Below are 25,281 nucleotides of genomic sequence, written 5' to 3'. Positions count from 1 at the left end.
GGCGCGCGAGCGCACGCACCACTGACAGTGTAGGCGCGCACATTGTGCGGCTACTGATCTGGCCCGCAGGCGGCTTTCCCCCTCCGTGACTCCGCGAAGGCCGATGGAATGCCGGGACGGATGACACCGTTGCGAGCTTGAAGGAGAGTGACGTCATGTCCGATGTGCTGATCGATCGGCCCGAACTCGACGGGCTGGGGGTGTACGAATTCGGCTGGCACGACGCCGACGCCGCGGGCGCGAGCGCCAAGCGCGGTCTCAACGAGGCCGTCGTCCGTGACATCTCGGGGCTGAAGAACGAGCCCGAGTGGATGCTGAAGAACCGCCTGAAGGGCCTCCAGCTCTTCGGCCGCAAGCCGATGCCGACATGGGGAGCCGACCTCAGCGAGATCGACTTCGACAACATCAAGTACTTCGTCCGGTCCACGGAGAAGCAGGCGCAGTCGTGGGAGGACCTCCCCGAGGACATCCGCAACACGTACGAGCGCCTGGGCATCCCGGAGGCAGAGCGCCAGCGTCTCGTCGCCGGCGTCGCCGCGCAGTACGAGTCCGAGGTCGTCTACCACCAGATCCGCGAAGACCTCGAGGCGCAGGGCGTCATCTTCATGGACACCGACACGGCGCTGCGCGAGCACCCCGAGTTCTTCGAGGAGTACTTCGGCACCGTCATCCCCGCCGGCGACAACAAGTTCGCGGCGCTGAACACCGCCGTGTGGTCGGGCGGCTCCTTCGTGTACGTGCCGAAGGGCGTGCACGTCGAGATCCCGCTGCAGGCGTACTTCCGCATCAACACCGAGAACATGGGCCAGTTCGAGCGGACGCTGATCATCGCCGACGAGGACTCCTACGTCCACTACATCGAGGGCTGCACGGCGCCGATCTACAAGAGCGACTCGCTGCACTCGGCGGTCGTCGAGATCATCGTGAAGAAGAACGCCCGCGTGCGCTACACGACGATCCAGAACTGGTCGAACAACGTCTACAACCTCGTCACCAAGCGCGCGATCGCGCACGAGGGCGCGACGATGGAGTGGATCGACGGCAACATCGGGTCCAAGGTCACGATGAAGTACCCGTCGATCTACCTGATGGGCGAGCACGCCAAGGGCGAGACGCTCTCCGTCGCCTTCGCCGGTCCCGGTCAGCACCAGGACGCCGGCGCGAAGATGATCCACATGGCGCCGTACACGCAGTCGTCGATCGTCTCGAAGTCGATCGCCCGCGGCGGCGGCCGCGCCGGCTACCGCGGCGAGGTCCGCGTCGACCCGAACGCGCACCACGCGGCCAACACGGTCCGCTGCGACGCGCTGCTGGTCGACACGATCTCGCGCTCCGACACCTACCCGGCGATCGACATCCGCGTCGACGACGTGCAGCTCGGCCACGAGGCGACCGTGTCGAAGGTCAGCGAGGAGCAGCTGTTCTACCTGCAGTCGCGCGGTCTCCCGGAGGACGAGGCGATGGCCATGATCGTCCGCGGCTTCATCGAGCCGATCGCCCGCGAACTGCCCATGGAGTACGCCCTCGAGCTCAACAAGCTCATCGAGATGGGCATGGAAGGATCGGTCGGCTGAGTATGACCACCGTGTACACCGAGACCGAGCCTGCCTTCATCCCGGTCCAGACCCGGTCGGAGCGTCCGCATTCGTACGACCCGTCCGATTTCGAGCGGCCCACCGGCCGTGAGGTCAACTGGCGCCACACGCCGCTCGACGCGCTCGCGCCGCTGTTCGACGTCGACGCCGCAGCCGGCGACCTCGACGTGACGGTGACGGATGCCGCGGCATCCGCGCTGCGGGTCGGCGACGCCCCGCGCGGGTCGGTCTTCCGCCCCGAGGACCTCCCCGCCGCCGTCGCCTGGGTCCGCGCCACCGAGGCCGACCACGTCGTCCTGGAGGGCGAGCGGGACGAGCCCGTCTTCATCGAGGTCACCGGCCGTGGCGGCGTCGCCCACGCGCACCTCGTCATCGAGGCGCGCCCGAACGCGCACGCGACGGTCGTCCTGCGTCACCGCGGCTCCACGACCCTTGCGCAGAACGTCGAGATCATCGTCGGCGACGGCGCGCACCTCGAGCTCGTGAGCGTCCAGGAGTGGAACGGCGGCAGCGTGCACGCCGCATCCCACCAGGCCCGGGTCGACCGCGACGCGACGCTCCGTCACGTGGTCGTGAGCTTCGGCGGCGCGGTCGTGCGGGTGAATCCGAGCATCGAGCTCGCCGGCACCGGCTCGCGCGCCGAGCTGTACGGCCTCAGCTACTCCGACTCCGGCCAGCACCTGGAGAGCCAGGTGTACCTGTACCACAAGGGCGCCGAGACCACGGGGGATGTGCTGTACAAGGGCGCCCTCCAGGGTGCGGGAGCGCGCAGCGTGTGGATCGGCGACGTCCTCATCGGTCCGGATGCCACCGGCACCGACTCCTATGAGGCCAACCGCAACCTGGTCCTGACCGACGGCGCCCGCGCCGAGTCGATCCCGAATCTCGAGATCGAGACCGGAGACATCCGCGGAGCCGGCCACGCGAGCGCGACGGGCCGCTTCGACGACGAGCAGCTGTTCTACCTGCAGGCCCGGGGCATCCCGGAGCCCGAGGCGCGTCGCCTCGTCGTCCTCGGATTCCTGAGCGAGATCGTCCAGCGCATCGGCGTGCCGTCGCTGGAGGACGAGCTCACCGAGCTCATCGAGCGCGAGCTCGCGCAGGGCATCTCCGCAACCGTCTCCGAAGGGGCATCCGCATGACCGCGACCCGTGTGTGCGCACTGAGCGAGCTCGAGCAGGACGCGGCGCGCCGCGTCGTCGTCGACGGCGTCCCGATCGCCCTTGTGCTCGACTCGGCCGGTGACGTGCACGCGATCGGCGACACCTGCACGCACGGCGACATCTCGCTGGCGGAGGGCTTCGTCGAGGGCGACACCATCGAGTGCTGGGCCCACGGCTCCGCGTTCTCGCTGCGCACCGGGCGCCCCCTCAACCTCCCTGCGTACGAGCCCGTCCCGGTCTACGCCGTCCAGCTCGACGGCGACGACGTGCTCATCGATCCCACCGTGATCAAGCCGGCTTCCTGAGCCGCGATCCGCGAAACACCCTGTGAAGGAAAACATGTCTGTCCTCGAGATCCGCGACCTGCACGTGACGGTCGAGACGGATGCCGGCACCACGCCCATCCTCAACGGCCTCACGCTCACGATCCGCACCGGCGAGACCCACGCGATCATGGGCCCGAACGGCTCCGGCAAGTCCACGCTCGCCTACACGATCGCGGGCCACCCCAAGTACACCGTCACGAGCGGCTCGATCACGCTCGACGGCGAGGACGTCCTCGCCATGACCGTCGACGAGCGCGCCCGCGCGGGCCTCTTCCTCGCGATGCAGTACCCCGTGGAGATCCCCGGCGTGACCGTCACCAACTTCCTGCGTACGGCGAAGACCGCCGTCGATGGCGAGGCGCCGTCCATCCGCACGTGGACCAAGGACGTCAAGCAGGCCATGAAGGACCTGCGCATGGACCCGAAGTTCGCGCAGCGCAACGTCAACGAGGGCTTCTCCGGCGGCGAGAAGAAGCGCCACGAGATCCTGCAGCTCGAGCTGCTGAAGCCGAAGCTCGCGGTGCTCGACGAGACCGATTCCGGCCTCGATGTCGACGCGCTGAAGATCGTGTCGGAGGGCGTCAACCGTGCGAAGGCGGAGACCGACCTCGGTGTCCTCCTCATCACGCACTACACGCGCATCCTCCGCTACATCCACCCGGACTTCGTCCACGTCATGGTCGCCGGTCGCATCGTCGAGGAGGGCGGGCCCGAGCTCGCCGAGCGCCTCGAGGACGAGGGCTACGACCGCTTCGTCGGCGCATCCGAGCCGGCGCTGGAAACCGAGGCGTAGAGTCGAGTCATGACCGCGACTCTCAGCCCGGAGAAGTTCGACGAGGTCACCGAGGCTCTCAAGGATGTCATGGACCCGGAGCTCGGGATCAATGTCGTCGACCTCGGACTCATCTACGACTTGGCCTGGGATGACGAGAACGACGCTCTCGTCATCCACATGACGCTGACCTCGGCCGGCTGCCCGCTCACCGACGTGCTCGAGGAGCAGACGGCGCAGGCGCTGGACGGGATCGTCGAGCAGTTCCGCATCAACTGGGTGTGGATGCCGCCGTGGGGCCCCGAGCGGATCACCGACGACGGCCGCGACATGATGCGCGCGCTCGGTTTCGCGATCTGACCACATTTCGTCGCAATGCGGCCCCCGGCTCCGGGGGCCGCATTGCTGTTCATGGCACGGTCGGGCCGGACGGGGCGCTTCGGAGCCGTAGGCTCGAACGGTGACAGTGACCCCGCTTGAAGCCCTGCCCATCGACGAGCTCCGCGAGCGGTCGAGCACGAAGTGGCGCCGGTATCCCGCGGACGTGCTGCCGCTCTTCGTCGCCGAGACCGACTTCCCCCTCGCGCCCGCGATCACCGCGCGCCTCGCTCGTGCCGTCGAACTGGGGGACACCGGCTACACGCCGCCGGATCCCGGCATCCGCGACGCCTTCGTCGGATTCGCGCGCCGCCGGTTCGCCTGGGAGGTCGAACCGCACCGCGTGCGCACCACGTGCGACGTCATGATGGGCGTCGTCGAACTGCTGCGTCTCGTCACGAAGCCCGGAGATCGGGTGGTCGTGACCCCCCCGGTGTATCCGCCGTTCTACGACGGCGCACCGGAGGCGGGGTGTGAGATCGAGCGCGTCCCTCTCATCGAGACCGAGGCGGGCTGGGAGCTCGACCTCGCCGGCATCGACGCGGCCTTCGCCGGCGGTGCGACCGCCATGCTGCTGTGCAATCCGCACAACCCGACCGGTACCGCCCACACGCAGGAGAGCCTCGCGGCCCTCGCCGAGATCGCCGAGCGGCACGGCGCCCACATCATCAGCGATGAGATCCACTCGCCGCTCACCCAGCCCGATGTCGAGTTCACGCCGTTCCTCGCCGCCTCGGACGCTGCAGCGCGCGTCGGGTTCGCCGTGACGAGCGCGAGCAAGGCGTTCAACCTCGCCGGCCTGAAGTGCGCCCTCATGGTGACCGCGTCCGACCGTATGACCGCGCTCGTGGATTCGCTGCCCGAGGAGGTCGAGTGGCGGACCGGCCTGTTCGGAGCCATCGCCGGGGTCGCGGCCTTCGCGCCGGAGAGCGACGTGTGGCTCGACAGTCTGCTCGCAGCCTTGGACGAGAATCGGCGCCTGCTCGCCGACCTGCTCGCCGAGCACGTGCCGGGCGCGCGGTATCGCATCCCGGACGCCGGCTACCTCGCGTGGGTCGACCTCACGGCGCTCGGCTGGGGTGACAACCCGGCGGTCAAGATCCTCCGCGATGCGAAGGTCGCGCTGCACTTCGGCCCGATGTTCGGCGTCGAGGGCAACGGGCACGTGCGCATCAACATCGGGTGCTCGCCCGATGTGCTGCGGCATGCGATCGAACGCATCGGGAAACTCGTCGCCGCTCCCGACCCGGCGGCCGCGACCGCCCCGTGACGGGCGCGACCGGAATCCGGGAGAGCGTCTGGGGGCCGGGCTATCTCGCCGTGACGATCGGCGCGCTGTCGCTCGTGTTCCTCGCGGCGATCGAGTCGCTCGCCGTCACGACCGTCATGCCGATCGTCAGCCGCGAGCTCGACGGTGCCCTGCTGTACGCCGCGGCGTTCGCGGGGACGCTCGCGACGAGCGTCATCGGGATGGTGGCTGCGGGAGCGTGGTGCGACCGTGCGAGTCCGCTCGGCCCGCTGACGGCCGCGGTGAGCCTCTTCGTCGTCGGACTCCTCGTGGCGGGTCTCGCGGTGTCGATGCCGATGCTCGTCGTCGGGCGGCTGTTGCAGGGACTCGGCGTGGGCGGCCAGGTCGTCGCCCTGTACGTCGTGGTGGCGCGCGTATACCCGTCTCCGCTGCACGGCCCGCTGTTCGCGGCGTTCTCCGCCGCGTGGGTCGTGCCCTCGCTCATCGGGCCGCTCGTGGCGGGAGCCGTCGCCCAATACCTGCACTGGCGCTGGGTCTTCATCGGCGTCGCGGTGCTCACGGCCGGAGCGTTCATCCTCGTCGTCACCCGCCTCCGCGGGCGCGATCTGGCGACCGAGGACCCGTCGACCGCCAGGGTCGCACCGCGTCTGTGGTGTGCGGCGGCGGTGGCCGCGGGCGTGCTGGGTCTCAGTCTCGCGGGCGAGGCCGGGCCGTGGTCGCTCGTCGTCGTCGCGGCATCCGTGGTGGTGATCCTCACGGCCGTCCGGCCGCTCATTCCGCCGCGCACCCTCCGCGCCGGCCGCGGGCTTCCGAGCGTCGTCCTCATGCGGGCCCTCATCGCGGGGACGCTGTTCGGCTCCGAGGTGTACCTGCCGTACCTCCTCATCGACGGGTACGGGTTCACGCCGACGTGGGCGGGTCTCGGGCTCACGGCGAGCGCCGTCGCCTGGGCGGCGGGTTCGGCCGTGCAGGGCCGATACGGCGACCGCCTCGGCAACACCCGCATCACCCTCCTCGGGGTCGCGCAGCTCCTGCTGGCGACCCTCATCGCGACAGCGACGGCGATGTGGCATCTGCACCCCGCGGTCATGATCGTCGGCTGGCTCTTCGCCGGCGGCGGCATGGGGCTGATGTACCCCCGCCTGACGGTCCTGACGCTGGCCTACTCGACGCCGCAGAACCAGGGGTTCAACTCGTCCGCGCTGTCGATCCTCGACTCCGTCGGCTCCGCCACGACGATCGCCGTCATGGGGCTGGTGTTCACCTCGCTGGCGACGACGGATGCCGGCTTCCCCGTGGTGTTCGGAATCGGTGCGGTGCTCGCGATCCTCGCGCTGATCCCCGGCCTGCGGCTGGGACATGCGCACGAGGCGCAGGCCGACGGATGACGAGAAGGGGATGCCGCGGCATTCGGCCGCGGCATCCCCTGTCCTGCGATCGACGTCAGTCGTTCTTGCGGGCGTCCAGCGCGCGGACGCCGCGCCAGGCGAGCGGGATCGCGACGGCGGCGATCGCGGCCTTGATGAGCCCCCCGAGGAGGAAGGGCGTGACGCCGAGCTCGAGGACCTGGGCGACCGTGACGTGCATCCCGAACACGTTCGAGAGGATCAGCGCCATGTACGGCACGCCGATGAGGAACGGCACGATGCTGGCGGCGGCGAAGCCGAGGAAGGCGAGAGCGGGGCGACGGTCCCACGCGCGCTCAGCGAACCAGCCCGCGACGTAGGCCGAGAAGATGAAGCCGATGATGAAGCCGAAGCTCGGCTTCAGGACCGAGGCGGGGCCTCCGGTGAACTCGGCGAACACCGGGAGTCCGGCGAGCCCGACGAGCATGTACGTGATGAGGGCGAGCGCACCGCGGCGCGACCCCAGCGCGGCGCCGACCAGGATGACGCCGAGCGTCTGTCCGGTGATCGGCACGGGCCACAGGGGCACGCTCACCTGGGCGAGGACGGCGACGAGGGCGGCGCCTGCGACCACGAGGCCCGCATCGACGGCGAAGGCGCCGGCGCGAGTCGAGGGACGTGCAACCACATCGCCGAGGACACGGTGGGAGGAGACTGCTGCGGAGGTTGACATGATGCTCAGCCTATGGGCTCGGTCGACGGGGATCTTGGACGGCGTCCACAATGCCGTCGCGATTTCATTGTGGTTGTGGACGATCATGCGTGGACGACGAACCCGGGCGCGGGCGCGGGCCGCGTGGACATCCTGAGGGACGCGAGAAGGAGCGCGACGGAGACGACGGCGGTGCCGGGGCTCGTTCCCACGACGAGCAGCAGCGCCACGGCCGTGACGCCGACAAGCACGGACACCGCGAGTCGCCCGGCGCTCCCGGAGAGCGGGGGAACCGGCATCGACTCGAACCGAGTCAGACGGATCGCGACGAGCGCGGTGCCTCCGAGCGCGGCGGCGAGCCAGATAGGCCGGCTGAGCCACCACTCCGCCCCGCCAGGCGCGGGAAGAGCGATGCCGGTCGCCATCGCGACGAGTGCGCTGATGCCGGCGAGAGCCAGCAGCACCGGCATGTGCCACAGGTAGATCGTCATCGCCCGAGCGGAGACGAAGCGCGTGACAGCGGCGGGGAGAGGCCGCTCCGCGAACCGGGCGATCCGGCCGCGGACCAGCGAGAACACCGCGGTGTGGGCGACTCCGACGAGGACCAGCGCGGTCGTGGGCGGATTGATGTTCGCGATGAGATCGGGGGAGTAGACGCGCGCTCCGAAGGCGGCGGCGAGGAGCGCGACGGCGACGATGGCGATCACGACTCGGGCGCGGACGGGGATGCGGTCGATCGAGCCGTCCGCCAGGAAGAACCCGATCTGCTGGAGCGCGAGCCACACGAACAGCAGATCGACGAAGCCGATCGCGTCGATCCCGGTGACTGCGCGCACGACGTCGACGGCGACAGCCGCCGCGACCAAGACGGCGAGCGTGCGCAGGGGCGCACGGTCGTGGTTCTTCAGCATGACCGGCAGGAGTGCCTGGCACAGCAGGAAGACCCCGAGGAACCACAGCGGCTGCGCGTAGCGCCAGCCGGCGAGCTCCACCAGAGAGGCGGGGACACCGGCGCTCGAGAGCACGGCCAGGAGGGCTCCGGCCGTCCCGATCGTCACCGCCGCGGGCAGGAGCAGGCGGCGGATCCGCCCGCCGACGAAGGCCGCTGCATCCTCACCGCGCGCCCTCATACGACGCAGGGCGGTCGCTCCGGAGAACCCGCCGATCACGAAGAACAGGGGCATCACCTGGAAGACCCAGCTGAGCGGAACGATCCACCACGAGCCGTCACTGGCGTTGACGAAGGACGGACCGGCCGCCGACACGGTGACCCCCACCATGAGGGCGTGGAGCGTCACGACCCCGATGATGCACAGGGCCCGCACGAGGTCGACGGCACGGTCCCTGCCCGCCGTGGCGGGCGGGCTGGTCACGATGGATACAGCGGTCACGGGTTCCTCCTCGGGACGATGTCCCGGGGAGGCTATGGACGCGATGACGCGAAGGGCATCGCCCCGTGGTGCGGTTCTCGATCACCCCGTGGTGGGATGCAGGGGGGCGTTCAGGATGCGGGCTCGACGAGTCCCGCGTCGTACGCGAAGATGACGGCCTGGACGCGATCGCGCACGCCGAGCTTCGCCAGCACCTTGCCGACATGCGTCTTGACCGTCTGCTCGGAGATGAACAGATCGCCGGCGATCTCCGTGTTGGAGCGGCCGCGACCGATCAGGGTCAGCACTTCGCGCTCCCGGTCGGTGAGCTCGCCCAGGCGCACGTCGGCGGGGCCTGTGCGCGGGCGGCGGGCGGTGAAATGCTCGATCATCCGCCGCGTGACGCTCGGGGCGAGCAGCGCGTCTCCTCCGGCGACGATCCGCACCGCGTGGACGAGATCCTCGGGCAGCGCGTCCTTCAGAAGGAACCCGCTGGCGCCCGCCTCGAGTGCGTCGTACACATAGTCGTCGATGTCGAACGTGGTGAGCATCAGGATGCGGGGGACCTGGGCTGCGGGGAAATCCGGGCCGAGGATGCGGCGGGTCGCGGCGATCCCGTCGAGTTCGGGCATGCGCACATCCATCAGGACGACGTCCGGCGTGAGTCGCGCCGACAGCGTCACCGCCTCCGTTCCGTTCGCGGCCTGACCGACGACGCGCACATCGTCCTGTGCGTCGAGGAGCGCGGCGAAGCCGGCGCGCACCATCGCCTGGTCGTCGGCGATCAGGACGGTGATGGTCATACGTGCTCCTCCAAGGGCAGCTCGGCGCGGACGGTCCAGCCGCCGTCGGGGTCGGCTCCGGCGCGCAGGATGCCGCCGGCGAGCGCGGCGCGCTCGCGCATGCCGCGGATGCCGTGACCACCGCCCGGGGCGGCTGGAGGGGCGCCTCCCGCCGGCGCGGCGGAATGGACGCGGATCCGCACGGCGTCACCGTCGACGTCGACGGTGACGTCCACTCGTGCGCCGGCTGCGTGCCGGCGCGCGTTGCTCAGGGCCTCCTGCACGATGCGGTAGGCGGCGATGTCGACGGCGGGTGGCACGGACTCGGAGACGGCGGGGGGAGTGAAGTCGACGACCGCTCCGGTGCGGCGCGCGCTCTCCACGAGAGATGGGATGTCGCGCACGCCCTGCTGCGGCGCGAGATCAGCCTCCTGGCCCTCGGTGCGCAAGACGCCGAGGAGACGCCGCATCTCGGTCAGGGAGGCGCGCGCCGTGCGCGCGATCTCGTCGAACTCGCTGACAGCATCCGTGGGGAGCTCAGGGAGCCGATAGCGGGCCGTCGAGGCTTGGACCTGGATGAGGGACATCCCGTGTGCGACGACGTCGTGGAGCTCCCGCGCGATCCGTGCCCGCTCCTCGACCGCGACGCGCAGGTCGTGCTCCTGCGCACCGAGGGCGCGCTCGCGCGTCAGCTCCGCGCCCACTCGCATGCGGCTCGCGACGAGCACGGCGACCAGCAGTGCGGCGCCGGAGATCGATGTCACGATCACGAGATTGACGATCCCGGCCGCCACGGGCACCGCGCCCGACCCCGCGATCGCGACGACGAGGGTGCCGCCGATGCTGAGCAGCCACGCGAGCAGCGCCGAGCGCCAGCCGTGGACGACGGTGAGCGTGCCGACGAACAGCACGAGAGCGAGGAGCGCTGGGACCGACCACGGCCAGGGCCATGGCGTTCCCCCGTCCACGGCGACGGGTAGGGGGAGCACGACGGCAGCGATCGTGAAGAGCAGCACGGACCAGCGGGGAGAGCGGAGCGCCAGGAGAGGTGCGCCGCACAGGATGGCGCCGAACAGGAACGCGTAGGCCGGAGGCTCGCCGTAGAGCCCGATGGCGAGAGGCACGAGCACGGAGAACAGTGCCACCGAGACGAGCACGAGCGCCCCGAGCGCCACGGTGCGCGGATCGATGCGATCGCGCAGGCGCACGCGCTGCGGCGCGACATCCGCCGTCCCGTCTGCAGCGGTGCGGCGCCGTCTGCTCATGAAGCCCATCCTGTCAGGCCGCCGCCCTCGCACTCCGGCGCCGCACGGCGATGATCCGGTCGACGACGAAGCCGAGGCCGATCGCGAGGACGATGCCCACGATGGCGCTCAGCACGGGCTGATCGCGCAGCCACGCTCCCGCCAGGAGCCCGAGCGCGACGCTGTAGACGGTCCAGCACACGCCGGCCAGCACGCTCAGCACCGCGAACCGGCGCCACGGGTAGCCGAGCGCTCCCGCGGACACGTTCACGGCGACCCGGCCGACGGGGATGAACCGCGCCCCGAGGATGAGCCCGGCCCCGCGCGTGTCGAGGGCGGCGCCGGCACGGTCGAACGCCCGCACCGCGCGCGGGTGGCGCATCCATCGGAAGCGCGCCGTGCCGACCCTGCGCCCGATCGCGAATGCGATGTTGTCGCCGAGCGCGGCCCCCACGGCGGCGGAGGCCCCGAGCAGCAGAAGATCCGGCTTCCCGGTCGATGCCGCGACAGCCGCCGCCGCGACGAGCACCGTTTCGCTGGGGACGGGCGGGAAGAAGCCGTCCACGAGCGCGACGGTGAGCATCGCGACGTAGATCCAGGGACTCGTCACGAGGGCCAGGATGAGGTCGTTGATGACATGCACTCAGGCACGGTACGTCGCCGGCCGCGGGACGCACATCCCTCCCGAGTACCGTTCGCATCCCTCTGGAGAGGTATTCGCCGGACGGCTCGGTCCGCCCCTCCCCGTATAGTGGATGGCTGGCCAGTCGGCCACGTCCCCTTTTCGACAGATCGGACCTCCGCCGTGCTCGCCGTACATGACCTCGAGATCCGAGTGGGCGCTCGTGTGCTCATGTCGGGCGTGTCCTTCCGCGTGAACGCGGGCGACAAGGTCGGACTCGTGGGGCGCAACGGCGCTGGCAAGACGACTCTGACGAAGGTGCTCGCGGGCGACCTGCTTCCCTCCGAGGGCAAGGTCGAGACCTCCGGTGAGCTGGGGTACCTGCCGCAGGACCCGCGCTCGGGCGATCCCGAGATGCTGGCGCGCACGCGCATCCTCGACGCGCGCGGTCTCGGCACCCTCGCGATCGGGATGCACGAGGCGTCCCTCGCGATGGCCTCGGACGACAGCGCGGCCGCGGCCAAGGCGATGCGCAAGTACGCGAACCTCACGGAGCGCTTCGAGGCGCTCGGCGGCTACGCCGCCGAGGCCGAGGCGGCATCCATCGCGCACAACCTGTCGCTGCCGGACCGCATCCTCGACCAGCCGCTCAAGACGCTCTCCGGCGGTCAGCGCCGGCGCATCGAGCTCGCGCGCATCCTGTTCTCCGACGCGGACTCCATGATCCTCGACGAGCCGACCAACCACCTCGACGCCGACAGCGTCGTGTGGCTGCGCGAGTTCCTCAAGGGCTACAAGGGCGGCCTCATCGTCATCTCCCACGATGTGGAGCTCGTCGGGGAGACCGTCAACCGGGTCTTCTACCTCGACGCGAACCGCCAGGTCATCGACGTCTACAACATGAACTGGAAGAACTACCTGCGTCAGCGGGTGGCCGACGAGGAGCGCCGCAAGAAGGAGCGCGTCAACGTCGAGAAGAAGGCCACCCAGCTGCAGCTGCAGGCCGCACGCTTCGGCGCGAAGGCCTCGAAGGCCGCAGCCGCGCACCAGATGGTCGCGCGTGCCGAGAAGATGCTCTCCGGTCTCGACGACGTGCGTCAGGAGGAGCGCGTCGCGAAGCTCCGCTTCCCGAAGCCGGCGCCGTGCGGCAAGACCCCGCTCATGGCCTCCGGCCTGTCGAAGTCGTACGGGTCGCTCGAGATCTTCACCGACGTCGACCTCGCGATCGACCGTGGCTCGAAGGTCGTCGTGCTCGGCCTCAACGGCGCCGGGAAGACGACTCTCCTGCGGATCCTCGCCGGCGTCGACAAGCCCGACACGGGTCAGCTGGAACCGGGGCACGGCCTGAAGATCGGCTACTACGCGCAGGAGCACGAGAACCTGGATGTGAACCGGTCGGTGCTCGAGAACATGATGTCGGCGGCCCCGGACATCAACGCGACCGAGGCCCGCAAGGTGCTCGGGTCGTTCCTGTTCACCGGGGACGACGTCCTGAAGCCGGCGGGGGTGCTCTCAGGCGGTGAGAAGACCCGTCTGTCGCTCGCGACGCTCGTCGTCTCGAGCGCGAACATGCTGCTCCTCGATGAGCCGACGAACAACCTCGACCCGGCCTCCCGCGACGAGATCCTCGGAGCGCTCGCGCACTACGAGGGCGCCGTCGTGCTGGTCTCGCACGACGAGGGCGCCGTGCAGGCGCTCAACCCCGAGCGGGTCCTCATCCTGCCGGACGGCGTCGAGGACATCTGGGGTCGCGACTACATCGACCTCATCACCCTCGCCTGAGGCGCGCGTCTCCAGTGCGGCGTGGCCGCACCGGTCCCGTCCGTCAGGGGTCAGCGACCGGCTTTGTCGAGGAGGTCGTCCTCGTCGGCCATGTCACGGTCCGCCTTCTTCTTGGGGAAGAGGGCGCGCTGCGTGCGCCGGACGGACGACTGCGCCTCGAGCGCCGCAGCGGCCTCCGGGTCGGTGGCCGCCAGCGCGGCGACGGCTGCGGCATCCTCGGCGTCCTCGCGGCGCGCGCGGCGTTCGGATCGGATGACGTACCAGATGAACACGAAGCCCATGACGGCGAAGAGGATCCACTGCACGCCGTACGACAGATACGGGCCGGGGTCGTCGGACGGGGCCTCGAGCGCCTGCGGAACGGATGCCGGGGAGGGCGACTCCGAGATGAGCGTTCCGTACGCACCCTGCTCGAGGGATGACGCCCCGGACTCCTGGGCGACGAGCGGGAGGTTGATCGACGGGACCTGCCCCGGCGGGGCGCTCCGACCGGACGGGGGGAGCGGCTCACCGGGCTGGAGGCGCGCCACCAGGGTGACCGTGCCCCGCGGCGGAGCCGGAACGTGGTCGGGCAGCGACTGCGTGTTCCCGGGCGCGACCCAGCCGCGGTCGACGAGGAACACGCGTCCGTCGACCAGTCGGAAGGGGACGAGCACCTCGTAGGCGGCCGTGCCGCCGTGGACGCGGTTGCGCACGAGCAGCTGGGCGTCCGGCTCGTATTCGCCCGTCATCGTCACGGGGCGCCACTGGTCGGATGCGATGAGCGTGGCGCCTGTCGGAAGGAGCTCGCTGAGGGCTACGGGCTTCGCGTCATAGTTCTCCGAGATGAGGGAGAGCTGCCCCGACCGGGCGACGTTCTTCGACAGCTGCCAGTTGGACAGGAACGCGCATGCGATCGCGAAGACGATGGCGACGCCGACATAGGCCGTCCAGCGGACGGCCGCGGGAGCGCTGCGACGGCTCATCCGGCGGCTCGCGACCCGGATGCGGCGAAGGGGAGCACCTCGACGGGGAAGTCGCGCGCGCGGAGGAACTCCTTCAGGTAGTCGACGTGGTCATCGCAGGCGAGCCAGACCTTCACCCGGTCGGCCGTGTGGATGCGCGGATTCCGCCAGCGGACCTCCCACTGCGCATCCGCGGTGCAGCCCGCGCGCGAGCAGCGCGCGTCGGATGCCGCCGTCACCGCGCCGTCCCTCCGTCCGCGGAGGAGCCGGGCGCGCCGGAGTCGCCGCGCGGGGCGGATGCGTCGTCGGTCTTCGCCGGGGGAGCCGTGTCGACCTGCGGGGTCTCCGAGATCCGCAGAACCGGATGCTGGGCCGCCTCGGCATCTGTCTGGGTCGCATCGGGCGCCGCGGGAAGGGCGCGCTCGGGGTTCTCGGCGGGATTCGCCTTGCCCTCCTGGCCGACGTTCGCGAGGACCACCGCGATGTACGGCAGGAAGATCGCCGCAGCGCCGAAGATCCACGTGTACCACCCGTACGGCTGGACCACGACCATGAGGATGAAGCACGCCACGCGGACGCCCATCATCACGAGATACCGCACGGACCGCGCGCCGACCTCGTCGCGCGGTGCCCGGGGCAGGGACGTGGCGGAAGGAGTGGATGACGAGCGCTTCACGGTGCCTCCAGCCTACGCCGCCGCAGACACGTCGAGCGCCCGGCCGCAATGGCGACCGGGCGCTCGATGGGCGCGTTCCGGCTCAGTAGGTGCCGTAGCGCGCGCGGGCCGCGAACGCGGCGATGATCACCAGGATCACGATGATGCCCACGATGATGTACAGCCCGAGCCCGACCCATCCGATGATCGTGCCGGCGAGCCCCATGCCTCGACCGGCCTCGCCGGTGCGCTTGATCTGGGACAGCGACATGTGACCGGTGATCACGGCGACGAGGTTGCCGATGAACGGGACGATGAACAGGCCGACGAGTGCCGAGATGAGCGAGACGATCGCCAGCGTATTGGTCTTGGGACCCGTCGGAGCCCCGTAGGCCGGAGCGGCCGCGTACGCCGGGGCCGGGGGTGCCGCCTGGTAGGCGGGAGGTGCCGCATACGCAGGCGCGGCCTGCTCGGGCGCGGGAGCGTAGGCGGGGGCTGCAGGTGCCGCCTCGGGCGCGGGGGCGGCCTCCGGCGCAGGAGCGGCCTGCGGCGCGGGGGCGGCCTGCGGCGCGGGGGCGGCCTGCGGCGCGGGGGCGGCCTGCGGCTCCGGCGCGGCCGGTGCGGGCTCGGGGGCTGACGGAGCTGCGGCGTCGGCAGCCGGAGCCGGCTCGGAGGCGGGTGTGGCGTCGGCTGCGGCGGCTGCAGGTGCTGCGGTGTCTGCGGCCTGCTCCGCCGCGGACGAGACGGCCTCGGCGGCGCCATCGGCCGCGGGAGCCGCAGCGTCGGTGCCTTCGGGCGTCGGGTCGGGCGTGGTGTCGCTCACGGTGGTGCCTTTCTGGAAAGGGAGGCGGAGAATACCCGCCGAGCACAACATTCCCAGTGGTGGTGGGGCGTGTCAAACACCCCGCGATACGCTGGACCGGTTTGTACAGAACGACGGGAGCAGAAATGGCAGAGCGGGTCGTGCTCGTCACGGGCGGAAACCGCGGCATCGGCCGTGCCATCGCCGAGCGATTCGTCGCGGACGGGTTCAAGGTCGCGGTCACGGCGCGCAGCGGCGAGGGCCCTGCCGGCACGCTCACCGTCCGCGCGGACGTCACGGACTCCGCCCAGTTGGATGCGGCGTTCCTCGAGGTCGAGAACACGCTCGGACCCGTCGAGATCGTGGTCGCGAACGCCGGGATCACGAAGGACACCCTCCTGCTGCGCATGAGCGAGGACGACTTCGACTCCGTGGTCGCGACGAACCTCGGCGGCACCTTCCGCGTGGTCAAGCGCGCATCGAAGGGGATGCTCCGCGCCCGCTGGGGCCGCGTCATCCTCATCTCCTCCGTCGTGGGGCTCTACGGGTCTGCGGGGCAGATCAACTACTCGAGTTCGAAGGCGGCGCTCGTCGGCTTCGCCCGTTCGCTCACGCGCGAACTCGGCGCCCGCGGCATCACCGCCAACGTCGTGGCCCCCGGCTTCATCGAGACGGACATGACGGCGGAGCTTCCTGCGGAGACGCAGGCCGATTACAAGAAGAGCATCCCGGCCGGCCGTTTCGCGACGCCGGACGAGGTCGCGGGTGTCGTGACGTGGCTCGCCTCCGATGACGCCGCGTACATCTCGGGTGCCGTGATCCCGGTCGACGGCGGCCTCGGCATGGGGCACTGACCGCGCAGACGGGAGCGACCTCGTTCAGGGCAGGAGCGCGATGACCTGAGCGAGGTCGACAGGGCCGACCACCAGGTCCGCCTGGGCGCGCACCGCGGGCTTCGCGTTGAATGCGAGGCCGAGGCCCGCCGCGGCCATCATCTTCAGGTCGTTCGCGCCGTCGCCGATGGCGATCGTGCGGGACGCGGGCACGCCGAGTTCGTCGGCCCACGCGAGGAGTGAGGCGGCCTTGGCCGCCGCATCGACGATGTCGCCGTCCACGACGCCCGACAGACGGCCGTCCTCGACCCCGAGCCGGTTCGCGAGCCACACGTCGACGCCGAGCCCGGGTGCGATGTGGTCGAGGATCTCGTGGAAGCCGCCGGACACGACGCCCACCGCCCCGCCCCGTGCGTGCACGGCTGCGGTCAGATCGGTGACGCCGGGCGTCGGCTCGATGCGCGAGCGCACACGCGCGAACGATGCGACCGGGACGCCGCGGAGGGCCTCGACCCGAGAGCGGAGGCTCGTTGCGAAATCGACCTCTCCGCGCATGGCGGCCTCGGTCGCGGCCGCCACCTCTGCCTCGCGACCCGCCTCGGCCGCGATCAGCTCGATCACCTCATTGCGGATGAGGGTCGAGTCGGCGTCGAGCACCACGAGGAAGCGTGCGGCGGGGGGAAGCATCCCTCAACCGTATCGACCGGCACGCCGTGCCCAAGACCGATCAGGCCTCGACGCGCACACCCTTCCCGACGACGGTGATCCCCGAGTCGGTGACGGTGAAGCCGCGTGAGAGGTCGCGTTCGCGATCGACGCCGACGGTCGCGCCGGGCGCGAGCGTGACGTTCTTGTCGAGGATCGCGCGGTGGACCCGTGCGCCGGCTCCGACGTTCACCTGATCGAACAGCACGGAGTCGGTGATGGTCGATCCACCGCCGGCGAGCGTCCAGGGGCCCACGACGCTGCGTTCGAGGTGGGTGCCGGACAGCACCGAGCCGAGGGAGACGACCGAGTCGATCGCGTTCCCGATCCGGCCCACCGAGTCGCGGACGAACTTCGCCGGCGGCGAGTTCACCGATTGCGCGTGGATCGGCCACGACGTGTTGTACAGGTTGAACACGGGCAGCGTGGAGATGAGATCCATGTGCGCGTCGAAGAAGGAGTCGATCGTACCGACGTCCCGCCAGTACGCACGGTCGCGGTCCGTGGAGCCCGGCACGTCGTTGCGCTTGAAGTCGTAGACGCCGGCCTCGCCGCGGCCGACGAAGTACGGGACGATGTCGCCGCCCATATCGTGGTTCGACGTCGGGAGCTCGCCGTCCGACTGCACGGCCTCGATGAGCGCGTCCGCGTCGAAGATGTAGTTGCCCATCGATGCGAGGACTTCGTGGGGCGCGTCGGCGAGGCCGGTCGGGTTCTGCGGCTTCTCCAGGAACTCGCGGATGCGCACGGGGTCGTCCGCCTCGGTGTCGATCACGCCGAACTGATTGGCGAGGGAGATGGGCTGACGGATGCCGGCCACGGTGGCCCGTGCGCCGGATTCGATGTGCGCGTCCAGCATCTGCCGGAAGTCCATCCGGTAGACGTGGTCGGCGCCGATCACGACCACGATGTCAGGCTTCTCGTCGTTGATCAGGTTGAGGCTCTGCAGAATGGCGTCGGCCGATCCGGAGAACCAGCGCTTGCCGAGCCGCTGCTGGGCGGGCACGGATGCGACGTACGAGTCGAGCAGCGCCGACATCCTCCACGTCTGCGAGATGTGTCTGTCGAGGCTGTGTGATTTGTACTGCGTCAGCACCACGAGCTGTCGGAGCCCCGAGTTGATGAGGTTCGAGATCGCGAAGTCGATCAAGCGGTACTGTCCCCCGAACGGCACAGCGGGCTTGGCCCGATCAGCCGTCAGGGGCATGAGCCGCTTGCCCTCGCCGCCGGCGAGGATGATTCCGAAGACTTTCGGTGCTGCTGGCATGGCACCCACCATAGGTGCTCGCCTGTGCCTGTACTAGCGTTTCGTCATGCGCGTCGACATCGTCACCAAGGAGTACCCGCCGGAGATCTACGGAGGCGCCGGCGTCCATGCCGCCGAGCTCGTCAAGGCCCTGCGCGGGGGAGGCCTCGACGTGCGCGTGCGCGCCTTCGGCGCGGAACGTGATGAACCCGGGACCACCGCATATGGCGTGCCCGCCGAGCTCTCCGCCGCGAACGGCGCCATCCAGACACTCGGCACCGATCTCGAGATCGTGCCGGCCGTCGCCGGCGCCGACGTCGTGCACAGCCACACCTGGTACGCGAACTTCGCCGGCCACCTCGCATCGCTCCTGCACGGGATCCCGCACATAGTGACCGCGCACAGCCTCGAGCCGCTGCGCCCGTGGAAGGCGGAGCAGCTCGGCGGCGGATACGCCGTGTCGAGCTTCATCGAGAAGACCGCCTACGAGGGAGCCGCGGCGATCGTCGCGGTGAGCGAGGGGATGCGGCGGGACATCCTCCGCAGCTACCCGGCGCTCGACCCGGCGCGGGTGAAGGTCATCTACAACGGCATCGACGTCGAGTCGTGGCATCCCGTCGAGGATCCGGCGTACCTCGCCGAGCAGGGCATCGACCCGTCGCGGCCGTCCGTCGTGTTCGTCGGGCGCATCACGCGGCAGAAGGGGCTGCCGTACCTCCTGCGCGCCGCAGCGCTCCTTCCGCCGGACGTCCAGCTCGTGCTGTGCGCAGGCGCGCCCGACACGCCCGAGATCATGGCGGAGGTCGAGGGGCTCGTCCGAGGCCTGCAGGAGGCGCGCGACGGGGTCGTCTGGATCGACAGGATGCTGTCGCGCCACGAGCTGTGCACGATCCTCGCCGCGGCGACCACCTTCGTGTGCCCGTCCATCTACGAACCGCTCGGGATCGTGAACCTCGAAGCCATGGCCTGCGGCGCGGCCGTCGTCGGAACCGCGACGGGCGGCATCCCCGAGGTCGTCCTGGACGGGGTGACGGGCAGGCTCGTCCCGATCCACCAGCTGCAGGACGGCACCGGGACCCCGACCGACCCGGACGCGTTCGTCGCCGATCTCGCCCGTGTGCTCACCGAAGTGGTGTCAGATCCGGCTCGGGCGGCCGAGTACGGGGCCGCGGGACGCGCGCGCGCGATGGAGGACTTCAGCTGGGCCGCGATCGCCGACCAGACCGCGGCGCTGTACGCAGAGGTGGTCGCCGAGGCTCGATAGGCTGAACACCATGCCAGAGGTGCTCGAGTTCTCCGACGTCGTCGTCCGCCGCAGTTCCCGTGACATCGTCGACCACCTCTCGTGGACGGTGCGCGACGACGAGCGGTGGGTGATCCTCGGCCCGAACGGCGCGGGGAAGACCACCCTTCTGCAGCTGGCGGACACGCTGATGCACCCGACAGCGGGAGTCGTCCGCATCCTCGGCGAGCAGCTCGGCCGGACGGACGTGTTCGAGATCCGTCCGCGCATCGGATTCGCGTCGTCGGCGATGGCTCGCCGCGTGCCGCCTGAGGAGTCCGTGCTGAACGTCGTCATGACGGCCGCGTACTCGGTGCTCGGCCGGTGGCGCGAGGACTACGACGACATCGACGAGCGGCGCGCCCTCCGCGTCCTCGCCGAGTGGCGCCTGGACCATCTCGCCGACCGCACGTTCGGCACGCTCTCCGACGGCGAGCAGAAGCGCGTCCAGATCGCGCGCGCCGTCATGACCGACCCGGAGCTGCTGCTCCTGGACGAGCCGAGTGCGAGCCTCGACCTCGGCGCGCGCGAAGAGCTCCTCGCGCTCCTGAGCGGTTACGCCCAGGCCCCCACGACGCCGGCGATGATCATGGTCACGCACCACGTGGAGGAGATCCCGGTGGGCTTCACCCACGTGCTGCTCCTGCGCGACGGGAAGGCCGTCGCCGCCGGTCCCGTCGCGGAGACGCTCACCGCGGAGAACCTCACCGAGACGTTCGGGATGCCGATCGTTCTCACAGAAGGGGACGGCCGGTACGCGGCGCGCGCCGCAGCCTGACGCCGTGCATTCCGGGGTTTCGTCCGGATGCTGGTAGACTCGATCCTTGGTGCATCCGGCACCGCAGACTTTGACGCCCTGGCAAAATCCAGGGCACCACTTCTCAAAGGACTCCCATGAAGACTGACATCCACCCCGACTACCAGGCCGTCGTTTTCCGCGACCTCGGCTCGGGTGAGCTTTTCCTCACGCGGTCGACCGTCTCGAGCGACAAGACCATCGAGTTCGAGGGCGTCGAGTACCCCGTCATCGACGTCGAGATCTCGTCCGCTTCGCACCCGTTCTACACGGGCAAGCAGCGCATCATGGACTCGGCCGGCCGCGTCGAGAAGTTCAACCAGCGCTTCAAGGGTTTCGGCGGCGCCGCGAAGTAATCCGCGCGTCGACTTCGCGAAGGCCCCGCTGCGGCGGGGCCTTCGTCGTATCCGGGCGTCAGTCGCGGGCGTAGCGTGATGGCGTGAGCACCGTTGTCGTCGTCGAGGGGGAGAGCGACCGGATCGCCGTGGAGACGATCGCGGAGCGCTTCGGGCTCCGGGTGCCCGAGATCCATGTCGCGGGCGGCGCACAGGGCGCACGGATGGTGGCGCGGACGCTGGTCGGCCGGCGGCTGCTGGGGCTGGTCGACAACGCGGAGCGCCGGGCCCTCGAGCCGGTCGTGGATGAGGTCTTCGTGTGCGATCCCGATCTCGAGGGCGAACTGATCCGCGCCCTCGGCGCGCCGGCCGTCGAACGCGTGATCGCCGACCAGGGCGAGTTGGGGTCGTTCCGGCGGCTGCAGGCTCAGCCGGCGCAGCGCGGGCGCCCGACGGAGGCGCAGCTCGCCCGGTTCATCAGCGGACGAAGCGGCAACAAGGCGCGTTATGCGCGACTTCTCGCGGGAGCCGTGCCGCTCCCGGACGTGCCGGCTCCGCTGGCGGCGCTCGTCGCTCGGGCGCAGCGCTAGCGGATCGGCCAGCGTCCGTCGAGGCGGTCGTCGGGATCGATGCGCCCGATGCGCACGAAGTACTCGGTGAGGCTCTCGGCTTGTGCGCGCGCCCACGAGATCTGCCGCGTATGCAGTTCGCCTGCGGTGCGGGGGAGTGCCGGCGCGAATCGGGAGGCGAGCGCCAGAGCCACACGGCCCGCGGCGACGGCGTCGGCGGAGGCGTCGTGCGCGTCCTCCAAGGGCACGGCGTAGTGCTCCGCGACGATGGACAGGGTGCGCTTGCCCGGCCGATAGCGGTCGACGAACTTGTCGAGGACGAGCGGGTCGATCACGGGCGAAGGATCGGCGATCGGCGTGATGCCGTGCCGGATCGCCTCGTACCGCAGCATCGAGAAGTCGAACGGGGCGTTGTAGGCCACAACCGGGTACCCCGCGGCGAACACGGCGCGCAGAGTGTCGACCACCTCGGCGACGACGTCTCGCACGGGCCGGCCGTGCGCGCGTGCGAACTCGGTCGAGATCCCGTGCACGGCGCTCGCCTCGGCCGGAATCTCGATCCCCGGGTCGGCCAGCCACGCGCGCGATCGCCGGACGACTCCGTCGTGGCCGAGCACTCCGACGTGTGCGGACACGATGCGGTCCTCGGCGACATCAACCCCCGTCGTCTCGAGATCGAAGACGCCGACGCCGTAAGCCCATTCCGGCGCGTCCATCTCGAAGAGCGCAAGGGGCTGGTCCATGCCGACAACGGTATGCAGACCCTCGGACACCGCCCGTCCGGCACGCCGCCCGCGCTCAGGACCGGCTCGTACACTCGAGAGGTGACCGCCCTGAATCCATACGCCGCGCAGCTCGCCGACATCCCTGTCGAGCGGCGCGAGATCGCAGCGCTGGGCGGCACCACCGCGTACTGGGTGTACGGGCCTGCCGACGCCGAGACGACGGTTCTCGCCGTGCACGGCTTCCGCGGCGAGCACCACGGCCTCGAGCCCGTCGTCGCACAGCTTCCCGGCATCCGCATCGTCTCGCCCGATCTGCCGGGCTTCGGGGAGAGCGCACCGCTGCCGGGGCGGACGCACACGCTCGAGACCTATGCCGAGTGGCTCACGGCGTTCGCCGCGGCCGCCGCCCCGGGGTCGGTCGTCCTCGGGCACAGCTTCGGCTCCATCGTGGCTGCGGCCGCCGTGGCGGGCGGCCTCCCGACCGAGCGGCTGATCCTCGTCAACCCGATCGGCGCTCCCGCGCTCGAGGGTCCGCGCGGCGTGCTGACGCGTCTCGCCGTGTTCTACTACTGGGCCGGAGCCAGACTTCCGCGACGGGCGGGAGAGTCGCTCCTGCGCAGCCCCGCGATCGTACGCGCGATGAGCGTCTCGATGGCGAAGACGAAGGATCCGGAACTCCGCCGCTTCATCCACGACCAGCACGACACGTACTTCTCGCGATTCGCGGACCGCGATGTGCTGCGCGACGCGTTCGTCGCGTCGGTCTCGCACGACGTCCGGGAGTTCGCGCCGCGGATCGCACAGCCGACGCTCCTCATCGCCGCGCAGAAGGACGACATCACGCCCATCGAGGCCGAGCGGACGCTCGCGACGCTGTTCCCGCGGGCGGAACTCGTCGAGATCCCCGACGTCGGCCACCTGATCCACTACGAGACGCCGCGGCCGGCGGCATCCGCGATCACGCGGTTTCTTGCGCCTTCCGGAGCCGATAGGCGTTGACGTTCATGCGATTGCCGCAGTTGCCGATGTCGCAGTACCGCTTCGACCCGTTCTTCGAGTAGTCGACGTAGACGGCATCGCAGTCGTCGGCCGAGCACACGCGCACGCGACCGTACTCGTCCGCGCGGATGACGTCGACGAACGCCATCGCGACCTCGACGAGGATCCGGGTCTCCAGTGGTGAGTCGTCGTCGGTCGCGTGGATGTGCCAGTCGTATCCGTCGTGGATCGTGAGCTGAGGGAGGGCCTTGCCGTCCCGGAGCATCTCGTTGACGAGCGGGACCGCTCCCTCGCGATCGACGTCCCACAGGGCACGCAGCCGCGGACGGATGCGGCGCACGGCTGCGAGCTCCGCGTCGTCCCGCCGCAGCGTGCCGGTGAACGGGTTGACCTCGAGGTAGGCATCGAGGTCGTCGACGGTCTGCATCGTGTCGTCGCGATCGATTCCCGGCAGCGTGTTGACCAGGTGCACGGCGGCGATGAGCGATTGGCGCGTGTCATGGATGAATACCATGTTGACTCCTGACATCCCTTTCGATACTGTCACTAGTGTAAACAGTGTTCGCCCCTGACAGACGGAATCGCCCATGACCGCGTCGACCGCCTCCATCCCCGTCGTCGACATGCGTCCGGCCGCGCCGTCGAGTGCGCGCATGCGCACCACGGGCCTCCTCCTCGGGATCACCTCGGCGCTGGCGTTCTCGTCGAGCGGGCCACTGGTGAAGCCCCTGCTCGAAGCGGGGTGGTCGCTCGGAGCGGCGCTCTTCGTGCGCATGACGCTCGCCGGCGTGATCCTGTCGCCCGCGCTCGTGCGCGCGATGCGGCGGCGGCCTGGCTTCCTGCGGCGGCACTGGCGCATGATCGTCGCGTTCGGATTGCTGCCCGTGCTCGGATGTCAGCTCTTCTATTTCGCCGCGATGCAGCGGATGCCGGTGGCGGTGGCTCTCCTGATCCAGTACCTGGCCCCGGTCCTCCTCGTCGGATTCGTGTGGCTGCGCACACGACGCGCGCCCTCGCGCCTCGTGCTGTGGGGGTCGGTCACGGCGGTGGTCGGGCTCGTGCTCGTCGTGAACATCGCCGGTGCCGCGTTCGATCTGCTCGGCACGCTCTTCGCCCTCGCGGCCGCGGTGTGCGTGTGCTTCTACTTCGTGCTGTCCGAGCGCGCCGGAGACGACCTTCCGCCGCTCGCGCTGGCCGCCGGCGGCCTTCTCGTCGGGGCTGCGGCCATCGGGGCGCTCTGCGCGTTCCGCATCCTGCCGTTCCAGTCCCCGCTCGTCTCCGTGTCGCTCGACGGCGTCGTCGTGCCGTGGTACATCCCGATGCTGTGGGTCGGTGCCGTCGCCACGACGCTCGGGTACGCGTTCGGGGTCATGGCGGTGCCGCGCATCGGCTCGCGCGTCGCGTCCTTCGTGGGGCTGTCCGAGGTGCTCTTCGCCCTCGCGTTCGCGTGGCTCCTGCTCGGCGAGGTGCCGGCCCCGATCCAGTTCGTCGGGGGTGGGCTCATCCTCCTCGGCGTGGTGCTCGTGCGTGCGGACGCCTCTTCGGATCGCTCGTCGCGCGACGTCAGCCTTCCTGCTGCGCCAGCTCCATGAGCGGCGCCACGCGGTGCCGGATCACCTCGCCCATGACGAGCGAGGTCTCGGTGCGCTCCACGCCCTCGATGGCGAGGATGCGGGCATCCGTGTCGAAGAGATGCCGCGTGTCGCGGCAGGCGACTCGGACGAGAAGGTCGATCTGACCGCTCAGGCCGTGCGCTTGCACGACCTCCGGGATGCGGGCGAGTTCGGCCGTGATCTGCGGCAGGTCGGCCTGCCGCACGGTGACATGGATGAACGCCTCGATCGGGAAGCCGAGCGAGTGGGTCGACAGGGCCCGCTCGAACGACAGGAACGCGCCTTCGCGATCCAGTTTCGCCATGCGCGCCTGCACCGTGTTGCGTGACAGGCCCAACCGATCGGCGAGGGCCACGACGGTCGCGCGGTGGTCGACTGAGAGGGCCCTGAGAAGCTCCAGATCGACGCGGTCGAGGTTACTCATAATGCGCAAGAT

At 70.1% G+C, this 25,281-nt stretch carries 29 protein-coding genes; 15 read left to right on the top strand and 14 right to left on the bottom strand.

Features of this window, described 5'->3' with window-relative positions; all coding sequences use genetic code 11:
• Nucleotides 1-155 precede the first annotated feature (155 nt).
• From sufB to QSV35_RS11170, 7 genes are all read left to right on the top strand, one after another.
• Complete coding sequence (gene sufB, locus QSV35_RS11200) at nucleotides 156-1,574, top strand: Fe-S cluster assembly protein SufB (RefSeq protein ID WP_286288832.1); 1,419 nt, start codon at nucleotides 156-158, stop codon at nucleotides 1,572-1,574.
• A 2-nt stretch (nucleotides 1,575-1,576) separates the two neighbouring features.
• Nucleotides 1,577-2,737, top strand: a complete 1,161-nt coding sequence (gene sufD, locus QSV35_RS11195; RefSeq protein ID WP_286288831.1) for a Fe-S cluster assembly protein SufD — start codon at nucleotides 1,577-1,579, stop codon at nucleotides 2,735-2,737.
• The gene (locus tag QSV35_RS11190) at nucleotides 2,734-3,063 is read left to right on the top strand and encodes a non-heme iron oxygenase ferredoxin subunit (protein ID WP_286288830.1); all 330 of its coding nucleotides are present in this window, start codon (nucleotides 2,734-2,736) and stop codon (nucleotides 3,061-3,063) included. Before sufD ends, QSV35_RS11190 begins: the two co-directional genes overlap by 4 nt.
• Nucleotides 3,064-3,097: 34 nt before the next feature.
• Nucleotides 3,098-3,877 carry a Fe-S cluster assembly ATPase SufC gene (gene sufC, locus QSV35_RS11185; RefSeq protein WP_286288829.1) on the top strand — a complete coding sequence of 260 codons (780 nt, stop codon included), beginning with the start codon at nucleotides 3,098-3,100 and terminating at the stop codon, nucleotides 3,875-3,877.
• A gap of 9 nt (nucleotides 3,878-3,886) precedes the next feature.
• Entirely contained in the window at nucleotides 3,887-4,216 is a 330-nt protein-coding gene (locus QSV35_RS11180; protein WP_286288828.1) for a metal-sulfur cluster assembly factor, read from the top strand.
• Nucleotides 4,217-4,316: 100 nt separating this feature from the next.
• Nucleotides 4,317-5,504: a MalY/PatB family protein gene (locus QSV35_RS11175; RefSeq protein ID WP_286288827.1), complete on the top strand. Its 1,188-nt coding sequence runs from the start codon at nucleotides 4,317-4,319 to the stop codon at nucleotides 5,502-5,504.
• On the top strand, nucleotides 5,501-6,871 hold the full coding sequence (locus QSV35_RS11170; RefSeq protein ID WP_286288826.1) for an MFS transporter: 1,371 nt from the start codon (nucleotides 5,501-5,503) through the stop codon (nucleotides 6,869-6,871). The genes QSV35_RS11175 and QSV35_RS11170 overlap by 4 nt, the downstream gene beginning before the upstream one ends.
• 55 nt (nucleotides 6,872-6,926) lie before the next feature.
• On the opposite strand, the gene QSV35_RS11165 is transcribed toward QSV35_RS11170, so the two are convergent.
• The 5 genes from QSV35_RS11165 to QSV35_RS11145 all read right to left on the bottom strand — a co-directional run bounded on the left by QSV35_RS11165 (nucleotide 6,927) and on the right by QSV35_RS11145 (nucleotide 11,580).
• Nucleotides 6,927-7,562 (bottom strand): biotin transporter BioY, encoded by a 636-nt coding sequence (locus QSV35_RS11165; protein WP_286288825.1) that lies wholly within the window; start codon nucleotides 7,560-7,562, stop codon nucleotides 6,927-6,929.
• A gap of 83 nt (nucleotides 7,563-7,645) precedes the next feature.
• A complete protein-coding gene (locus QSV35_RS11160; RefSeq protein WP_286288824.1) occupies nucleotides 7,646-8,932 on the bottom strand; it encodes an acyltransferase family protein in 1,287 nt (428 codons plus the stop codon).
• Nucleotides 8,933-9,042: 110 nt separating this feature from the next.
• Entirely contained in the window at nucleotides 9,043-9,714 is a 672-nt protein-coding gene (locus QSV35_RS11155) for a response regulator (RefSeq protein WP_286288822.1), read from the bottom strand.
• Nucleotides 9,711-10,958, bottom strand: a complete 1,248-nt coding sequence (locus QSV35_RS11150) for a sensor histidine kinase (RefSeq protein WP_286288821.1) — start codon at nucleotides 10,956-10,958, stop codon at nucleotides 9,711-9,713. Before QSV35_RS11150 ends, QSV35_RS11155 begins: the two co-directional genes overlap by 4 nt.
• 13 nt (nucleotides 10,959-10,971) lie before the next feature.
• Complete coding sequence (locus QSV35_RS11145) at nucleotides 10,972-11,580, bottom strand: DedA family protein (RefSeq protein ID WP_286288820.1); 609 nt, start codon at nucleotides 11,578-11,580, stop codon at nucleotides 10,972-10,974.
• Between the two features lie 162 nt (nucleotides 11,581-11,742).
• Between QSV35_RS11145 and QSV35_RS11140 the strand changes: the two genes are divergently transcribed.
• On the top strand, nucleotides 11,743-13,341 hold the full coding sequence (locus QSV35_RS11140) for an ABC-F family ATP-binding cassette domain-containing protein (RefSeq protein WP_286288819.1): 1,599 nt from the start codon (nucleotides 11,743-11,745) through the stop codon (nucleotides 13,339-13,341).
• Nucleotides 13,342-13,391: 50 nt separating this feature from the next.
• Here QSV35_RS11140 and QSV35_RS11135 read toward each other — a convergent pair whose 3' ends face one another.
• From QSV35_RS11135 to QSV35_RS11120, 4 genes are all read right to left on the bottom strand, one after another.
• On the bottom strand, nucleotides 13,392-14,306 hold the full coding sequence (locus tag QSV35_RS11135) for an SURF1 family cytochrome oxidase biogenesis protein (RefSeq protein WP_286288818.1): 915 nt from the start codon (nucleotides 14,304-14,306) through the stop codon (nucleotides 13,392-13,394).
• Nucleotides 14,303-14,524, bottom strand: coding sequence for a hypothetical protein (locus QSV35_RS11130; protein ID WP_286288817.1), 222 nt, complete (start codon nucleotides 14,522-14,524; stop codon nucleotides 14,303-14,305). The genes QSV35_RS11135 and QSV35_RS11130 overlap by 4 nt, the downstream gene beginning before the upstream one ends.
• On the bottom strand, nucleotides 14,521-14,961 hold the full coding sequence (locus QSV35_RS11125; protein WP_286288816.1) for a DUF3099 domain-containing protein: 441 nt from the start codon (nucleotides 14,959-14,961) through the stop codon (nucleotides 14,521-14,523). Before QSV35_RS11125 ends, QSV35_RS11130 begins: the two co-directional genes overlap by 4 nt.
• An 82-nt stretch (nucleotides 14,962-15,043) precedes the next feature.
• Nucleotides 15,044-15,763 carry a DUF4190 domain-containing protein gene (locus tag QSV35_RS11120; protein ID WP_286288815.1) on the bottom strand — a complete coding sequence of 240 codons (720 nt, stop codon included), beginning with the start codon at nucleotides 15,761-15,763 and terminating at the stop codon, nucleotides 15,044-15,046.
• Nucleotides 15,764-15,888: 125 nt separating this feature from the next.
• Between QSV35_RS11120 and QSV35_RS11115 the strand changes: the two genes are divergently transcribed.
• Nucleotides 15,889-16,596, top strand: a complete 708-nt coding sequence (locus QSV35_RS11115) for a beta-ketoacyl-ACP reductase (protein WP_286288814.1) — start codon at nucleotides 15,889-15,891, stop codon at nucleotides 16,594-16,596.
• Between the two features lie 24 nt (nucleotides 16,597-16,620).
• On the opposite strand, the gene serB is transcribed toward QSV35_RS11115, so the two are convergent.
• Together serB and glgC are read right to left on the bottom strand one after the other, a co-directional pair.
• Nucleotides 16,621-17,262, bottom strand: a complete 642-nt coding sequence (serB, locus tag QSV35_RS11110) for a phosphoserine phosphatase SerB (protein WP_286288813.1) — start codon at nucleotides 17,260-17,262, stop codon at nucleotides 16,621-16,623.
• Between the two features lie 40 nt (nucleotides 17,263-17,302).
• On the bottom strand, nucleotides 17,303-18,547 hold the full coding sequence (gene glgC, locus QSV35_RS11105) for a glucose-1-phosphate adenylyltransferase (RefSeq protein ID WP_286288812.1): 1,245 nt from the start codon (nucleotides 18,545-18,547) through the stop codon (nucleotides 17,303-17,305).
• A 46-nt stretch (nucleotides 18,548-18,593) separates the two neighbouring features.
• Between glgC and glgA the strand changes: the two genes are divergently transcribed.
• The 4 genes from glgA to QSV35_RS11085 all read left to right on the top strand — a co-directional run bounded on the left by glgA (nucleotide 18,594) and on the right by QSV35_RS11085 (nucleotide 21,529).
• Nucleotides 18,594-19,790, top strand: a complete 1,197-nt coding sequence (gene glgA, locus QSV35_RS11100; protein ID WP_286288810.1) for a glycogen synthase — start codon at nucleotides 18,594-18,596, stop codon at nucleotides 19,788-19,790.
• Nucleotides 19,791-19,800: 10 nt separating this feature from the next.
• Entirely contained in the window at nucleotides 19,801-20,586 is a 786-nt protein-coding gene (locus QSV35_RS11095; RefSeq protein WP_286288808.1) for an ABC transporter ATP-binding protein, read from the top strand.
• 116 nt (nucleotides 20,587-20,702) lie between these two features.
• Complete coding sequence (locus QSV35_RS11090) at nucleotides 20,703-20,960, top strand: type B 50S ribosomal protein L31 (protein WP_286288807.1); 258 nt, start codon at nucleotides 20,703-20,705, stop codon at nucleotides 20,958-20,960.
• 83 nt (nucleotides 20,961-21,043) lie between these two features.
• Nucleotides 21,044-21,529 carry a toprim domain-containing protein gene (locus QSV35_RS11085; RefSeq protein WP_286288806.1) on the top strand — a complete coding sequence of 162 codons (486 nt, stop codon included), beginning with the start codon at nucleotides 21,044-21,046 and terminating at the stop codon, nucleotides 21,527-21,529.
• On the opposite strand, the gene QSV35_RS11080 is transcribed toward QSV35_RS11085, so the two are convergent.
• The gene (locus QSV35_RS11080; protein WP_286288805.1) at nucleotides 21,526-22,251 is read right to left on the bottom strand and encodes an exonuclease domain-containing protein; all 726 of its coding nucleotides are present in this window, start codon (nucleotides 22,249-22,251) and stop codon (nucleotides 21,526-21,528) included. The genes QSV35_RS11085 and QSV35_RS11080 overlap by 4 nt on opposite strands.
• A gap of 81 nt (nucleotides 22,252-22,332) precedes the next feature.
• Between QSV35_RS11080 and QSV35_RS11075 the strand changes: the two genes are divergently transcribed.
• Nucleotides 22,333-23,232: an alpha/beta fold hydrolase gene (locus QSV35_RS11075; protein WP_286288802.1), complete on the top strand. Its 900-nt coding sequence runs from the start codon at nucleotides 22,333-22,335 to the stop codon at nucleotides 23,230-23,232.
• Here QSV35_RS11075 and QSV35_RS11070 read toward each other — a convergent pair.
• Nucleotides 23,192-23,746: a CGNR zinc finger domain-containing protein gene (locus QSV35_RS11070; protein ID WP_286288800.1), complete on the bottom strand. Its 555-nt coding sequence runs from the start codon at nucleotides 23,744-23,746 to the stop codon at nucleotides 23,192-23,194. The two genes, QSV35_RS11075 and QSV35_RS11070, sit on opposite strands and share 41 nt — an antisense overlap.
• Before the next feature lie 73 nt (nucleotides 23,747-23,819).
• On the opposite strand from QSV35_RS11070, the gene QSV35_RS11065 reads away from it, so the two are divergent.
• Nucleotides 23,820-24,824: a DMT family transporter gene (locus tag QSV35_RS11065; protein ID WP_286288799.1), complete on the top strand. Its 1,005-nt coding sequence runs from the start codon at nucleotides 23,820-23,822 to the stop codon at nucleotides 24,822-24,824.
• On the opposite strand, the gene QSV35_RS11060 is transcribed toward QSV35_RS11065, so the two are convergent.
• Nucleotides 24,796-25,269: an Lrp/AsnC family transcriptional regulator gene (locus QSV35_RS11060; protein ID WP_286288798.1), complete on the bottom strand. Its 474-nt coding sequence runs from the start codon at nucleotides 25,267-25,269 to the stop codon at nucleotides 24,796-24,798. The two genes, QSV35_RS11065 and QSV35_RS11060, sit on opposite strands and share 29 nt — an antisense overlap.
• Between the last annotated feature and the right edge of the window lie 12 nt (nucleotides 25,270-25,281).

The sequence above is a fragment of the Microbacterium candidum genome, from assembly GCF_030315975.1.
GTDB lineage: Bacteria > Actinomycetota > Actinomycetes > Actinomycetales > Microbacteriaceae > Microbacterium > Microbacterium candidum.
The sequence above is the reverse complement of the archived record's forward strand: the minus strand, read 5'-3'. Positions and strand labels throughout refer to the sequence as shown.